This is a genomic window from Planococcus maritimus (assembly GCF_001592825.1).
Lineage (GTDB): Bacteria > Bacillota > Bacilli > Bacillales_A > Planococcaceae > Planococcus > Planococcus maritimus_C.
Genome location: NZ_LTZG01000011.1, coordinates 114,290 through 128,008, shown reverse-complemented (window position 1 = coordinate 128,008; position 13,719 = coordinate 114,290). Strand labels below are relative to the sequence as shown.

Here is a 13,719-nt window from a genome sequence, read left to right as displayed (position 1 = left end):
GATGTGTCGAGCAAACTTACATTCATGCCGATCAGCTATACCGGCTGGGGCGCATTGGAACAGTTGACGGTCGAAGCAGAACGGCTGAACGCCAGCAATATCCTCATCGTCACCGATCCGTTTCTTGAAGAACTCGGGATGACGAAAAAAATCGTCGAACCGCTCGAAGCAAAAGGATGGCAGACAAGTGTTTACACAGAAGTCGTGCCGGAACCCCCGCTTGAGGTGGGTGAAAAACTGGTCGCCTACACGAAAGAACATAAATTCGACCTCGTCGTTGGCCTTGGCGGCGGCAGTGCACTGGATCTCGCGAAACTAGCGGGAGTCCTTGCGACGCACGAAGGAAAAGTAGCTGACTATTTGAATTTGACGGGAGACCGTACGTTAGCCGACAAAGGCATTCCGAAAATACTGATCCCGACGACGTCAGGAACGGGTTCTGAAGTGACCAATATCGCGGTGTTGTCATTGGATTCCACGAAAGACGTCGTGACACATGATTACCTATTGCCGGACGTGGCGATTGTCGATCCGGCATTGACGGTTTCCTTGCCGCCGAAAGTGACAGCGGCGACAGGCATCGATGCTTTGACGCATGCAGTAGAAGCATACGTATCGAAAAACGCCAACCCTGTGACAGATGGCTTGGCGTTGCAGGCGATCCGTTTGATCAGTAACTCGATTCGCACGGCGGTAGAAGACGGGGAAAACAAAGAAGCGCGCACCGATATGAGCTATGGAAGCTATTTGGCAGGCTTGGCCTTCTTTAATGCCGGCGTTGCCGGTGTGCACGCCTTGGCGTATCCACTCGGCGGCCAATTCCACATTTCGCACGGTGAATCGAATGCTGTTTTGCTTCCGTATGTCATGGGCTATATCCGTCCGAGCTGCGAGAAGAGAATGAAGGACATCGTCGAGGCGATGGGCGTCAACGTCACAGAGCTGGATGAACAACAAGCTTCCTATACATGCGTCGAGGAATTGAAAAAACTCGTCGCCGACGTCCACATTCCTGTGTCGCTGAAAGGCTTCGATATTGGAAAAGACGCTTTAGACAGCTTGGCAGATGATGGCATCAAGCAAACGAGGATTCTCGCGAGAAGCCCAATGCCGCTTGAAAGAGAAGATATTTACGCAATCTACCATGCCGCTTATTCAGGGGAAGTTACTGAAAAAGGATGATAAAAAAAGCTGAAGCAGGAACCCATTTAGGTTCCCGCTTCAGCTTTTGTGTTTCTATAGATGAAAGTGAGATTTACAATTTAGCGAAGTCTGGATCTGCGACTTTCACCAATTGTTTGCCGAGGTTGCTGCCATCGAACAAGCCAAGGAATGCTTTTGGCGTATTATCGAAGCCTTCGGTGATCGTTTCTTCGTATTTCAATTTGCCTTCTTGCAGCCATTTGCCAAGGTCTTGTGCGCCAGTTTTGAAATCATGCGCATAATCTCCAAGTGTGAAGCCTTTCATCATCGAGCTTGTCGTGATGAATTTCCATTGGATGCGTGGGCCGATATCTGCTTCCGGATTGTTGTAAGCAGAAATGGCGCCACACAACACGACGCGTGCATTGCGGTTGATCTCCACTATGACTGCGTCCGATACTTCGCCGCCGACATTATCAAAATAGACGTCAACGCCATTCGGAATGGTTTTTTGGAAGGCTTCTTTGAAGTTAGCGTCTTTGTAGTTGACGGCTTCGTCGAATCCAAGATCGTTGATCAAGTAATCGATTTTATCTTGTGAGCCGGCAATGCCGACAACATGTGCGCCTTTAAGTTTGGCAATTTGCCCAACAATAGAACCGACAGCTCCTGCCGCGCCGGAAACGACGACTGTTTCGCCTTCTTGCGGCTTGCCGATATCCAGCAAGCCAAAGTATGCGGTGAGACCTGTCAGGCCAAGTACGCCAAGGCGCGTGGAAATTGGCGCAATGGATGGGTCCACTTTTTGGACGGATTTCGCTTCGACCGCGTTGTATTCAGCCCAGTCCATAGAACCTGTGACGATATCGCCTTGTGTGAAGTGTTCGGATTTCGATTCGATGACTTCTGCGACGATGCCGCCTGAAATCGCCTTGTTCAATTCGAATGGCGCCACATAGGATTTCTGGTCTTTCATGCGACCGCGCATATACGGGTCAACGGAGAGGTATAAAGTTTTTAGCAATAATTCCTCTGCTCCGATGGCTGGAATTTCTTTTTCAACAAAATTAAAGTCATTATCAGTCGGCGTACCTTCTGGGCGGTTTGCCAATTGGATTTCTCTATATGTGTTTGGGGTCATGTCAATTCCTCCTTGGAATAAGTTTGCATAGGAAAGCGTACCACTCTCATGGAAAAAAAGTAAAATTTCCAGCTCGTCAAGTTCGTATTGTTGTAGTTGTCCTAATGCTATGATATTTTAATATAACTAACTTTAATTCAAGGGAAGAGGTCATAAAATGAACCCGCAATACAAATCATTATTTGAAGAAATCACTTTGCCAAACGGCGTTGTCCTGTCTGATCGTTTAGGCGTTGCCCCGATGACAACTTATTCAGGAAATCCAGACGGCACAGTATCAGATGCAGAACTTGCCTATTACCGCCGCCGTGCAGGTCTTGGCAGCCTATTCGTCTCTGCCTGCATCGCGGTATCGGAAAACGGTCTCGCTTTCCCGAATCAATTCGTCGCATACAAAGACGATGTCATGCCGCGCCTCAAGCAATTGGCGACGGAAATGAAGTCACAAGGAAGCAAAGCGATCCTGCAAATGCAGCATGGCGGACGCCAAGGCCAGCCGGATTTGATCGAAGCGGGCGAAACGGTCGCACCGAGCGCCATCGCAGAGTCTGCAGACAAGCCGACACCACGTGCTTTAACGGGTGAGGAAATCACCGACATCATCCGCGATTTCGGTGAAACGACGCGCCGCGCAATCGAAGCCGGATTTGACGGCGTGGAAATCCACGGCGCCAATACGTATTTGATCCAGCAATTCGTTTCCGCTACTTACAACCAGCGTGAAGACGAGTGGGGCGGAAGCTTAGAGAACCGCTTGAAATTTGCCTTGGCTGTCTTAGATGAAGTGAAGCAAGTCGCTGCGAAACATGCAGACGACAGCTTCATCATCGGCTACCGTTTATCGCCGGAAGAAAACAATGCAGAATCCGTCGGCTATACGATCAAAGAGACGCAACAATTGGTCGAGCGTTTGATTGAAGGCGGCATCCATTATCTCCACGTATCGCTTATGGAATTCAAAAAAGCGCCGCGCGGCATGGAAGATGGCGATAGCATCGTCCAAATCCTGTCGAAACAAATCGACGGCCGTGTTGCATTCGTCGTAGTCGGCGGGGTCACACGTCCTGATCATGCAGTAGCTGCGCTTGAAGAAGGAGCGGACATCATCGTCATGGGCCGCCAAGCACTGGTCGATCCGGAATGGACCGAGAAAGTGAAACAAGGAAACGAATCAGAAATCAACGAAACAGTACCGCAAGAATTGGTCGGCAAACTCGACATCCCAGAAACGATGTGGAACGCTGTCACTTCTTACGGCATGGTCAAAGTTGACGCGAAAGTATAAACGATAGAAAGCTCCCAGGCCGAATATGGCTTGGGAGCTTTTTTGTGTAAGAATCATCTATTTGATAGACTGATATGAATCATAAGCGTAGGGAGTGATTGGGTGTCGCTGATTCCAGCTGAACAATTAAAGCAAATTTTTTCGGTCGAGGCCAAGTTTTATCAGGCCGAACTAGCGAACGAAAAAATTCTCATGCGCCGGCAAGCGCACATCAGGCGAAACGGTGTGTTTGCCACACGGGCAGATGCGGTGATCGTGATGATCAATCCGTCCAATTGTGAGCAAGCAGGGAAGACGGAGAAGAGCCTGCGAGATGCAAAGTGGGTCTCCACGAAACCGAATCCGACGCAATACCAATTGATGAACTTGATGGAGCGGCAAGGATGGAATCTAGTCACGCTCGTCAATTTATCGGATATTTGTGAAGGGAATATGGGCAAGTTCAAGGTTATCGAAAGTCAGTTCAATAACTCGGGTGTCGCCCATTCGTTATTCCAAGAAGGGAATATGGATGAGCGTGAAGCTATGCTCGGGTCTGCCGATCATCTTATTTTTGCATGGGGCTCATCGACTGTCGCCAAAAGGCTCGCGGCAGAGTTCGGCTTGTTCCGAAACGGGCAGGCAGAGAGTCCGTATGAGCATGCGATCGCCTGGGTAGCAGCTGAAAATGGCTTCCCGCGCCATCCCAAACCTGCGACGGTTGCGGACCGGCTCATCTGGTTAGATCAAATGGAAGCTTTGCTTTAGTAATCGACAAGCCGCCTTTTTAGACTTTCGAAAAATTTAAGAAGCCGTATTTTCCGAAGCTTATCGCACGACTCCGTGGGCTCGCGCCCAAGCCTCCTCAGTCGCTTTGCGCCTTGCGGGGTCTCGGTCGTCTCGCTGATCCACTGGAAAGATAAGGTCGACCTACGGGAGACATTATCTTTGCGAAAGTAATGCGCAGCATTATTGAGCAGAAGGGTTTACGAGCGAACGCTTCTCCAAATACTTAGATAATTCGTTGATTTTTAATTGTGGAATAGTGCCAAGCTCTTTTCATTTATAGAAGATTATAGACTTCTTCAACACTCTGATAAAAAGGTGGCTTCCATTGAAGCCGCCTTTTTAGTATTCTCATTTTTCTTTGAGCACACCAGCCGATACCAAATTGTTTAAGGCGCCTTGGTTGTTAAATCGGAAATAGCCGCTTAAGCGGTTCAGGTCTTTGTGGGTGAGCTGCGAAAAATCCACAGCAAGTTCGTAGCGGTCCTCAAGCTTGGTGAGTAAGGTTTTAGCGAATGCCATTTGCTTTGGCGTCAGTGGTTTATCGTCTTTTGCTGCCTGAGAGGATGGCGGATCCGCAATTGTCTGCCCGCCTGAGATCGTCTGCTGTATAGCCTCAGGGTATTTTCCTGCTTTTAGCCAAGCTACGTCATCTTGATTCAACGCAAACCATTCTCCCTCCAGACGTTTGTCTTTGAAATACTGATGGAAAGCGGCTTTTGTCTGATGGTGATCACCGGATTTGATCAAATGGATCAATTTGTTTTCGAAAGGCAATTTGACGACGAACAAGTTCATATAGCGCTCGACATGCTTGGTTTTGCCGATTTTGAACGAGCCGTTCATATGCTCTTGCACGAAATAGACATAGCCCGGTGCTTTTCCAGGGATATCGGGAGAGGTCATCACTTCGTTTAAGGCGTCTTGATTAGGTTCATACAAATAGACTTTTGATGATGGAGCAGTTTCAGGAGCCGGAGATAATAGTTTGTTAAGCAGGTTTTTCAACATGAGTACACATCCTATCTATAATTATTTCCAAATACGTATGATATTATGATTATATAATAGAAGTTGATGTGATACTATTTAATTATTAAATGCGCATTCTTCCTATTATCTATTCGTTTTATCGTCCCCTAAACATGGAAATCCTTCTTAGAAGCACAATTCATAATTGATGGTGTTCTTATAATGATTTTGTGAGGAGAAACTTTATGCCAAAACTAGCTGAAAACTTAAAGGCACTTAGGCTACAGAACAAACTATCGATGCAAGTGGTTGCGGATCATTTAAAAATAGCACGGGCGAGCTATAGTCATTTTGAGACCACGAAAAGTGAGCCGAATCTTAAAGTGTTGATGAAAATAGCAGACTTATACAATGTCTCGCTGGATGATCTTGTAGGCCGGCAATTTACGCCAAACGGAGTTGTCATTGATCAAGTCAGAATGAAGACCGAAATGAACAGGGAAATCAATGCACTGGTGAAGCAAATTGCGAACGAATTCATTCAAAGTAAAGAAGCGGATATCGTCAAAAGAATCCAAAAGAAGTTCAGTTTAGCGTAGACTCGATGTGGAAGACACAAAGAAAAAGACTGGATAATCCAGTCTTTTTCTTTGTCGGAGGCAACTTGCAATTTAAAAGGGGGCGGAAGGATGGATTACCGAATCAAAGAGCGAGCAGGCTTTTCGCCAAAAATCGGCGAACTTGTCTCCATGCTCGACTACACGCGCGCGGTAACTTTAGCGGATGTAGAAGGCTTATCCATCGAACAGCTGGATCATTTAGCTGACGGGCATTCAAATTCGATCGGGGCGCTCTTAATGCATATAGCGGCGATTGAATTTGTCCACCAGATCATCGCGTTTGAAAACCGAGACCTGACAGAGCAAGAGTTGGAGCAATGGCTGGTGCCACTTGAGTTGGGGGACAAGGCGAGAAGCGAGATCCGTGGGCATTCGCTTGATTATTATCTGGATGAATTAAAGAAGGTCAGGGACCATACACTGTCGCTAATGGAAAGTGTCGATGATAGCTGGTTGTACGAGGAAGGGCAATATGATAATGGCGTCACTTACAATAAGTATTATCTCTGGTTCCATGTCGTAGAAGATGAAACGAGCCACAGGGGGCAGATTCGGATTCTCAAGCGCATGGTGGAGAAGTGAAAATAGGAGGAGAAAACCTGTCCGCGTTCCACCGCTTGACTTATTCCGCGGAGATGCTAAGATTTAAAGCAATTGCAAAAAGCAACGACGAATATGTTGAATGATGAAAGAGTAGGCTCATTGCGCGCAGCAAGAAGAGACTGGACGGTCGGTGGAAGTCTAGGCAGCAATCGGGATGAATTACAGCATCTGTATTTTCAACGGTCAATTGAGTGGATGTTCCGGAGTGGAAGATCAACTAGGGTGGTAACGCGGAGAAAACCTTCGTCCCTTTTTTTAGGGATGATGGGTTTTCTTTTTTTATTTTCATACAACAGGAGGAACTAGACATGTTTCATATTAAAGCGATTTTATCACCAGGCACAAAGGAAGCAGCAGCTTTGGTTGCGCTAATTGTTGCCATCATTAGCTTCAGCATTATCCGGTTCGAAGCGGCGCCGCATGTGCCGATCTTGATCTCGATCCTATTATTGATGTGCTACGGGCTGGTTAAAAAATTATCCTACCGTGAATTGGAGCGGGGGCTCATTGAAGGCGCTAGCGCAGGTATGGGCGCCGTGTTCCTATTCTTTTTCATTGGCATCCTCATCAGCAGTTGGATGATGAGCGGGACGATCCCGACCTTGATCTACGCCGGCTTCAGCCTGGTGACGCCTGTGTTTTTCTTTGCGGTCGTCTTTGTCGTCACAGCAATCATCGGGTTATCAATTGGCAGTTCTTTAACCACCGTAGCGACCGTGGGTGTGGCCTTGATCGGCATCGCCGGCGCACTGGATTTGTCACTCGCCATCACAGCAGGCGCAATCGTTTCCGGCGCCTTTTTCGGGGACAAGATGTCGCCATTATCGGATACGACCAATTTGGCCGCCTCCATTGTCGGCGTCGATCTCTTTGAACACATTCGCAATATGGGCTGGACGACGATTCCGGCCTTTATTCTAACGCTAGTGTTCTTCGGGCTATTATCGCCATCTGTAAGCTTGGACCATACGGAAAACATCGCTTTGTTCAAGGAAGGTTTGCTTGAGACCGGCTTGATTCATTGGTACGCTTTAGCACCGCTTGTCGTCTTAATCGCCTTGACGGTCTTCAAAGTGCCAGCGGTGTTGACCTTGGCTGCGAGTTCAGTGGTCGCGCTTGGCGTATCCCTATTCCATCAGAGCCTGCAAATGCCGTCGATGCTTGGCATCCTGTTCGGAGGCTACCAATCAGCGACCGGCATTGAAGAAGTCGATGCATTGTTGTCACGCGGCGGTATGGAAAGCATGTTCTTCACCATCGCCTTGGTCCTGCTTGCACTGAGTATGGGCGGATTGTTATTCAAACTCGGGATCATTCAAAGCTTGCTTGCGAAAATCGAGAGCTTGCTGAAAAAAGTGTCTTCTGTCATTGTCGCCTCTGCCTTGACAGCCATCGGCACAAACATTCTCGTCGGGGAACAATATTTATCGATTCTATTGGCAGGCCAAGCGTTCCAAGAACCGTATAAAAAAGTCGGCTTGGCTGGAAAGAACTTAAGCCGTGTCATGGAAGATGCCGGTACAGTCGTCAATCCGCTCGTGCCGTGGAGCGTCTGCGGGATTTTCATCGCATCGGTTTTGGACGTTTCGACATTAGAATATTTGCCGTTTGCGTTCTTCTGCTTGCTGTCGCCTTTATTGACGGTCTTGCTCGGCGTGAGCGGGAAAACTTTAACGTATATTGAGGAAAGTTCAGTGAAATGATTCGCCAGCCAAATATTCGCGGCGATGAATAGAAAAAAGCGCAACCGATTCAATCGGCTGCGCTTTTTTTTCGGTTGAATAGATTAAAGAAAAAACTTACTTCATTAATTCAGGATAGACGGTTTCTGCGACCAGCTGTACGGCTTCACCGATGCGCGGCCCAGGGCGGGAAGTGATGTCGGAATCGATGAAATGGACTTCGCCGTTTTCGATGGCCTCAACAGCTGACCAGCTATCGCGCGCTTCGATGTCACCGACAGCATCTTCGACATATGACACGGTCGTCAAGATGATTTCGGGATCACGGGTGATGACTTCTTCTTCGGAAATATTCGGCCAGCCTTCAAGATCTTCAAAGACATTTGTTACGTTGGCATGGTCCAAAATTTCCTGCATGAATGTCGACTTGCCGGTTGTGTAAATTTCAGGAGACGGGCTAATCTCCACGTACACTTCTTTCTGCTCATCGACTGCAGCGAGGCGTTCTTGAACGTCTTCAATTTGCGTCTGGATGCCTTCGATTACTTCAGCGCCTTGGTCTTCTTTAGCCAGAACAGAAGCGATTTGTTCAATGTCGCCATACACTTCGTCAAATGAAGTCGCGGATTGAATGACGAATACCGGAATGTCAGCGTCTTCTAGTTGAGACAGGGCAGGCGGCGCTTCGCCGGTAGAATAGGCCAAGACGACATCCGGGTCAAGCTGGATGATTTTCTCGGCATTGAATTCGACAGAATCACTGACGCGCTCGATGTCTTGTGCCGCTTCTGGGTAATTGTCGAAATCGGTCACGCCGACCAATTGCTCGCCTGCACCCAGTGCGAAGACAATCTCGGTGTTACTCGGAATGAGCGAGACAATCGTTTCAGGCGCCTGCTCGAATTCGATGTCTTCACCTCTATCATCGGTAACCGTGTATGGTGTGTCGCCTGAAGTGTCAGTTGCCGTTTCTTCAGGTGTTTCTTCTGTTGCAGGAGCTTCGGCTGAGTCGTCTTGGCAAGCGCCGAGTGTTAAAGCGAGTGGGATGCTGAGTAAGAGAAATGATTTGATTTTCACGAGTGAGTCTCCTTTTTCTTCATGCGTTTTGTTGGATAGGACTTACTGACGAATGGGATTTCATCGACGCCGTGCTGCTTATTGGCATAGACGGCCATGACGAAAAAGACATTGGCGAGCAGGTTGGCATAATCCATTAAATGCTCCGGCACCTCGCGTTCGAGTGTCACGTGGTGAAGGGCGCGGACGGATTTTTTCGCTTCGCTGCGGCATACGTGAAGAATGCATGCCCCGTGCGTTCCTTGCGGCAAGACGAACTGGTCGATTTGTTCCTTCACTTCCGCCACGTAGCGATTATACAAATCGCTGAGATCGACGAGGTCTTGGTCGGTGATGGCGAGTTTTCCGCGCACCGAGCCGTTCAAGTGGTAAACCATTGGCTGCAGGTAGCGCAAATCATCGATGATTTGCGGGATATCGTTGACGGCGATGGCTTCGCCGATCCGTGTCGTCAAGGAATCGGTGCGGATTTCGAAATCGACTGTCGAGGCGCTTTCCCGCATGAACGGGTAGCACAGGTAACGCATATCTTTTTTCATTTGTTCACCTCCAAAATAGAATCCGTAAATATCAGCAGACGTATCGCTTTCTAAAGAGATAAAAAAAGCCACTCTCAACGAAGAGAGTGGCACGATTGCGAATATCCAGCATAAAGCTGTCCATAGGAAAAAGTTGCCGTAGATCCTCTTATCTTCCGAAGAGCAAAAATACGTTCAGAAAAAGGTAGGTCTCCTGGCTTGTGCATCGCTTTACTCTAAGGCCTTCCCGGGTCTCCCCAGTGGCATCTCTTATTTCATACGCACTTACAGTTGCGGAAACAGCTCCGGACTTTCACCGGATTCCCTGTTACGCTGACGAATCAGCACCTTTTCCCTGCATGATTATTTACTTAGTTTCAGTGTAGCACTTTTGTTTTGGATTTAGGAGAGGAGAACCAAAATGTTTAGGGCTTTCAGTCGGTTATTGGAAAGAATGAGTACGTTACTTAAGATGAGCGGGAACAATAACCACCTAAGCCGTGTAGCTAAAGCGTTTATCACGCATAAATACGAAGTTGACTTTTCATTGGTTGGATTTATAATTGACTGTGATAATCATTTTCAATTAAACAATTTATGAAGCAAATCTATAAAGCTGTTGTCGCTGTGAAACACTGCCGCGGCACTTAAAATTCTCGCGTATGGAATCTGGTTGAAAAGCCATTCTTTCTACAGAGACAACTGACAACCAGGATGGAAAGGGTGTAACGAATGAAGAATATTGAAAAATACAGAAATGCTTTTGTAGAGGCATTGGAAATAGAAGAAGACGAAGTAGGGGAAGAGCTAGTATTGGGTGAGACGAGTGAATGGGATTCACTGGGCCATATGATTCTCATCTCCACGATGGAAGAGGCCTTTGACGTCTCTTTGGATTCCGAATGGATGTCCGAATTCGATTCGTACCAGTCTGGACTAAAGTTATTGGACCGATTAGGAGTAGACTTCATCAATGAATAGTTTCAACCAATTGGAGGCGTTTGGAGATCGCACGGCCATATATGCGGAGCGGGAATACTCGTACGCTGAAATGGCTGAGATTGCCGATTCGATTAGCCGACAAGTTGGAGAACGAACGCTCGTTTTTTGTCTATGTGCCAATAATAAAGAATCTGTATTCGGCTATGTGGGCTTTCTTCGAGGCGGTGTCGTGCCGGTGCTGTTGGATGCTTCCATTCAAGCAGACCGGCTTGAACGGCTGATAGAGCTGTATCAGCCTGCGTATATCTGGGCGAACCGTGAAAACGAAGACCTCGCAAAAACGATGCAACGGCCATTCGAGTTCGGGAACTATGCTTTATTCGAATGCCCAGTCGTGCATCAACATGAGCTAGACGAAAGTCTTGCGCTCCTTTTGACCACCTCAGGAAGTACGGGCAGCCCCAAATTTGTCCGCTTAAGTTACGAGAACATTTTTAGCAATGCGGAGTCGATCAGGAAGTACCTGGATATCCAAGAAGACGATAAACCGATCACCACGCTTCCGATGAATTATTCATATGGACTGTCAATCATCAATAGCCATCTCATCTGTGGCGCGGCGATCATTTTGACGGATGCTTCGATCTTGAAAAAAGAATTTTGGGATTTGTGCAAGGAGCGACAAGCAACGACGTTCGGGGGCGTCCCGTTCGTCTATGAGATGCTCGATAAGCTGAAGTTTGAACAGTTCGACCTCCCAAATTTGAAAACACTGACGCAAGCGGGAGGGAAACTGAACGCCAAGCTCTCGTCTAAATTTGCGGAACTCTGCCAGCAAAAAGGGATTCGATTTGTCATGATGTACGGCCAAACCGAAGCGACAGCGCGGATGAGCTACTTGCCGCATGAAAAAAGCCTCGAGAAAGCCGGAAGCATCGGCATCGCGATCCCCGGCGGCAAATTGATGCTGCAAGCTGGCGATGGTGAGCCGATCACGTCGCCACACGTAATCGGGGAATTAATTTACCAAGGTGCCAATGTGTCACTGGGTTATGCAGAATCCCCAGCCGATCTATCGAGCAAAGATGACAATCACGGAACGCTGCATACAGGGGATTTGGCGTACGTTGACGAGGATGGGTATTTCTTTATCACCGGACGCACGAAACGCATCCTTAAAATTGCCGGAAGCCGCATCAGTTTAGATGAAGTGGAAGGACTGTTGCATGAGCAAGGACATGACTGTGTCTGCTCAGGAACAGACGATAAATTATTTGTTTACACATTGAAGGAAGACCAAGTGCAAATTAAAAAAATAATTAAGGAAAAATTAAACTTAAAGGGCTTTAAAGTAATAAGCATTGAGGAATTCCCACGCAACGATTTCGGGAAAATCCTATATGCGGAGCTGCCTATTGGATAGGGGGGCAGGGCTAGCTGCATCTGCAGTTGGATCTGGCTTCTTTCAGACAAAAGCATCCTTTAGTTGATTAATTATCAGGTGATCGAATGACGTTTATTTCAATTGAATTTCTCTTATTTTTCGCCGTAATCGTTTTTGCGTATTACTCCATCCCGCATCGCTGGCGATGGGTTCTTTTATTGGCAGCCAGTTATAGCTTTTACGCCAGCTTAAGCGGCTATTTTGTCTTCTTGCTGTTGACCAGTACAGCGTTTTCGTATGTGACCGGAATCCTGATTGAAAAACAGGAAACGAAAAAACAAAAGAAAAAAGTCATGCTCGTGGGCATTGGCGTCTTGTTGTTTTTTCTTGGCTGGTTTAAGTATTTTAACTTCGTCAACGATTCACTTCGCGCCATTTCAGCCTACTTGAATTGGAATTACACCATTCCTTATCAGGAAATTATCCTGCCGATCGCGATTTCTTTTTATACGTTCCAGGCAGTCAGTTACCTGGTGGACATTTACCGCGGCAAGCTAAAAGCGGAAAGACATTACGGCTATTTTTCCATCTATTTCGCCTTTTTCCCGCAATTGGTGGCGGGGCCGATCGAACGCGCGAAAAAACTACTTCCACAATTTAAAGTAGAGCAAACCTTAAAATACGAAAACTTAAGCTATGGGATGAAGCGAATCGCCTGGGGGTTTTTCAAGAAGACCTTGATTGCGGACCGGCTCGCGCCCATCGTAGCGAGTGTGTACGATAACCCGGATGCAACCGGGTCACAAATCGTCCTCGCAACCATTTTATTTTCGGTTCAACTTTACGCCGATTTTTCCGCACTTAGCGACATTGCAATTGGCTGCGCCAGAATGCTTGGGATCAAATTGACCGAAAACTTCAAGCAGCCGCATTTTGCCACATCGATCGGGGATTTCTGGAACCGTTGGCATATCACCTTTTCTACGTGGCTCAGAGATTACATCTTCGTGCCGTTATGTAAAGGGAAAAAGAAAAGAAGCGAAATTTATGTAGCCATCATCATCACGTTTTTAATCAGCGGCATTTGGCACGGAGCTGCGTGGAGTTTTGTGTTATGGGGACTGATTCACGGGTTTTACCGCGTATTTGGCGACCACACGAAACAAGCTCGTGGAAAGATGGCATCATTTACCTACCTGGACCGAAATCCCACATTTCATAAATGGGTGAAAATCGCGATTACGTTCCTGCTGGTGTGTTTTTCTAGAGTGTTCTTCCGGTCGGATTCAGTGACCGCTGCATTTACCAATGCACAGCTATTCTTAACACCTAGCTCATGGCGGCCGTCCGGAATCATAGACGCGTTCGAGATATTTTCACTGCTCGATCTAGCCATCTTTGCGTTTTTCTTTGTCGTCATGCAATTGTTTCACCATGTAGAAAGAAAAAATGCTTCGACGTGGAACTGGCTATCGCAACGGCCTGTATTCGCCCGTTACGCCGTCTACGTGCTAATCGTCGTATCAGTCCTAGTATTCGGTGCGACAGGGCAAGGATTTGTGTACGGTGGATTTTAACCGGGAAGGT

Annotated in this window: 13 protein-coding genes and 1 riboswitch; of the genes, 9 read left to right on the top strand and 4 right to left on the bottom strand. The window is 47.4% G+C overall.

Annotation, left to right across the window (positions count from 1 at the left end):
* Positions 1–24: 24 nt before the first annotated feature.
* Positions 25–1,182 (top strand): iron-containing alcohol dehydrogenase, encoded by a 1,158-nt coding sequence (locus AY633_RS09310; RefSeq protein WP_390176116.1) that lies wholly within the window; start codon positions 25–27, stop codon positions 1,180–1,182.
* A gap of 73 nt (positions 1,183–1,255) precedes the next feature.
* Here AY633_RS09310 and AY633_RS09305 read toward each other — a convergent pair whose 3' ends face one another.
* Positions 1,256–2,284, bottom strand: a complete 1,029-nt coding sequence (locus tag AY633_RS09305) for an NADP-dependent oxidoreductase (protein WP_068488093.1) — start codon at positions 2,282–2,284, stop codon at positions 1,256–1,258.
* Positions 2,285–2,441: 157 nt separating this feature from the next.
* Here AY633_RS09305 and AY633_RS09300 point away from each other — a divergent pair, with 157 nt between their 5' ends.
* Together AY633_RS09300 and AY633_RS09295 are read left to right on the top strand one after the other, a co-directional pair.
* The gene (locus AY633_RS09300; protein WP_068488091.1) at positions 2,442–3,569 is read left to right on the top strand and encodes an NADH-dependent flavin oxidoreductase; all 1,128 of its coding nucleotides are present in this window, start codon (positions 2,442–2,444) and stop codon (positions 3,567–3,569) included.
* A 102-nt stretch (positions 3,570–3,671) separates the two neighbouring features.
* Positions 3,672–4,316 carry a DUF1643 domain-containing protein gene (locus AY633_RS09295; RefSeq protein WP_068488089.1) on the top strand — a complete coding sequence of 215 codons (645 nt, stop codon included), beginning with the start codon at positions 3,672–3,674 and terminating at the stop codon, positions 4,314–4,316.
* A gap of 369 nt (positions 4,317–4,685) precedes the next feature.
* Here AY633_RS09295 and AY633_RS09290 read toward each other — a convergent pair whose 3' ends face one another.
* Positions 4,686–5,345 (bottom strand): GIY-YIG nuclease family protein, encoded by a 660-nt coding sequence (locus AY633_RS09290; RefSeq protein ID WP_068488087.1) that lies wholly within the window; start codon positions 5,343–5,345, stop codon positions 4,686–4,688.
* A 206-nt stretch (positions 5,346–5,551) separates the two neighbouring features.
* Here AY633_RS09290 and AY633_RS09285 point away from each other — a divergent pair, with 206 nt between their 5' ends.
* The 3 genes from AY633_RS09285 to nhaC all read left to right on the top strand — a co-directional run bounded on the left by AY633_RS09285 (position 5,552) and on the right by nhaC (position 8,232).
* Positions 5,552–5,905, top strand: a complete 354-nt coding sequence (locus AY633_RS09285; protein ID WP_068488086.1) for a helix-turn-helix domain-containing protein — start codon at positions 5,552–5,554, stop codon at positions 5,903–5,905.
* A gap of 90 nt (positions 5,906–5,995) precedes the next feature.
* On the top strand, positions 5,996–6,508 hold the full coding sequence (locus tag AY633_RS09280) for a DinB family protein (protein ID WP_068488084.1): 513 nt from the start codon (positions 5,996–5,998) through the stop codon (positions 6,506–6,508).
* Between the two features lie 329 nt (positions 6,509–6,837).
* Positions 6,838–8,232: a Na+/H+ antiporter NhaC gene (gene nhaC, locus AY633_RS09275; RefSeq protein ID WP_068488081.1), complete on the top strand. Its 1,395-nt coding sequence runs from the start codon at positions 6,838–6,840 to the stop codon at positions 8,230–8,232.
* 96 nt (positions 8,233–8,328) lie between these two features.
* Here the strand turns inward: nhaC and AY633_RS09270 are convergent, their stop codons facing one another.
* Both AY633_RS09270 and AY633_RS09265 read right to left on the bottom strand, forming a co-directional pair.
* Entirely contained in the window at positions 8,329–9,288 is a 960-nt protein-coding gene (locus AY633_RS09270) for an ABC transporter substrate-binding protein (protein ID WP_068488079.1), read from the bottom strand.
* Positions 9,285–9,827 (bottom strand): hypothetical protein, encoded by a 543-nt coding sequence (locus AY633_RS09265; RefSeq protein ID WP_068488077.1) that lies wholly within the window; start codon positions 9,825–9,827, stop codon positions 9,285–9,287. Before AY633_RS09265 ends, AY633_RS09270 begins: the two co-directional genes overlap by 4 nt.
* 166 nt (positions 9,828–9,993) lie before the next feature.
* Positions 9,994–10,173, bottom strand: a riboswitch (cobalamin riboswitch).
* A 365-nt stretch (positions 10,174–10,538) separates the two neighbouring features.
* Here AY633_RS09265 and AY633_RS09255 point away from each other — a divergent pair.
* The 3 genes from AY633_RS09255 (at position 10,539) to AY633_RS09245 (ending at position 13,709) form a co-directional block, all read left to right on the top strand.
* Positions 10,539–10,787: a hypothetical protein gene (locus tag AY633_RS09255; RefSeq protein WP_068488073.1), complete on the top strand. Its 249-nt coding sequence runs from the start codon at positions 10,539–10,541 to the stop codon at positions 10,785–10,787.
* Complete coding sequence (locus tag AY633_RS09250) at positions 10,780–12,171, top strand: AMP-binding protein (RefSeq protein WP_068488071.1); 1,392 nt, start codon at positions 10,780–10,782, stop codon at positions 12,169–12,171. The genes AY633_RS09255 and AY633_RS09250 overlap by 8 nt, the downstream gene beginning before the upstream one ends.
* 86 nt (positions 12,172–12,257) lie before the next feature.
* On the top strand, positions 12,258–13,709 hold the full coding sequence (locus AY633_RS09245) for an MBOAT family O-acyltransferase (RefSeq protein ID WP_069577267.1): 1,452 nt from the start codon (positions 12,258–12,260) through the stop codon (positions 13,707–13,709).
* Positions 13,710–13,719 lie beyond the last annotated feature (10 nt).

What these genes read in the sequence shown, in the direction of transcription:
- AY633_RS09285 (WP_068488086.1), top strand. Translation starts at nt 5,552, where the DNA reads ATGCCAAAACTAGCTGAAAACTTAAAGGCACTTAGGCTACAGAACAAA.
- AY633_RS09255 (WP_068488073.1), top strand. Translation starts at nt 10,539, where the DNA reads ATGAAGAATATTGAAAAATACAGAAATGCTTTTGTAGAGGCATTGGAA.
- AY633_RS09280 (WP_068488084.1), top strand. Translation starts at nt 5,996, where the DNA reads ATGGATTACCGAATCAAAGAGCGAGCAGGCTTTTCGCCAAAAATCGGC.
- AY633_RS09250 (WP_068488071.1), top strand. Translation starts at nt 10,780, where the DNA reads ATGAATAGTTTCAACCAATTGGAGGCGTTTGGAGATCGCACGGCCATA.
- AY633_RS09265 (WP_068488077.1), bottom strand. Translation starts at nt 9,827, where the DNA reads ATGAAAAAAGATATGCGTTACCTGTGCTACCCGTTCATGCGGGAAAGC.
- AY633_RS09300 (WP_068488091.1), top strand. Translation starts at nt 2,442, where the DNA reads ATGAACCCGCAATACAAATCATTATTTGAAGAAATCACTTTGCCAAAC.
- nhaC (WP_068488081.1), top strand. Translation starts at nt 6,838, where the DNA reads ATGTTTCATATTAAAGCGATTTTATCACCAGGCACAAAGGAAGCAGCA.
- AY633_RS09290 (WP_068488087.1), bottom strand. Translation starts at nt 5,345, where the DNA reads ATGTTGAAAAACCTGCTTAACAAACTATTATCTCCGGCTCCTGAAACT.
- AY633_RS09310 (WP_390176116.1), top strand. Translation starts at nt 25, where the DNA reads ATGCCGATCAGCTATACCGGCTGGGGCGCATTGGAACAGTTGACGGTC.
- AY633_RS09245 (WP_069577267.1), top strand. Translation starts at nt 12,258, where the DNA reads ATGACGTTTATTTCAATTGAATTTCTCTTATTTTTCGCCGTAATCGTT.
- AY633_RS09305 (WP_068488093.1), bottom strand. Translation starts at nt 2,284, where the DNA reads ATGACCCCAAACACATATAGAGAAATCCAATTGGCAAACCGCCCAGAA.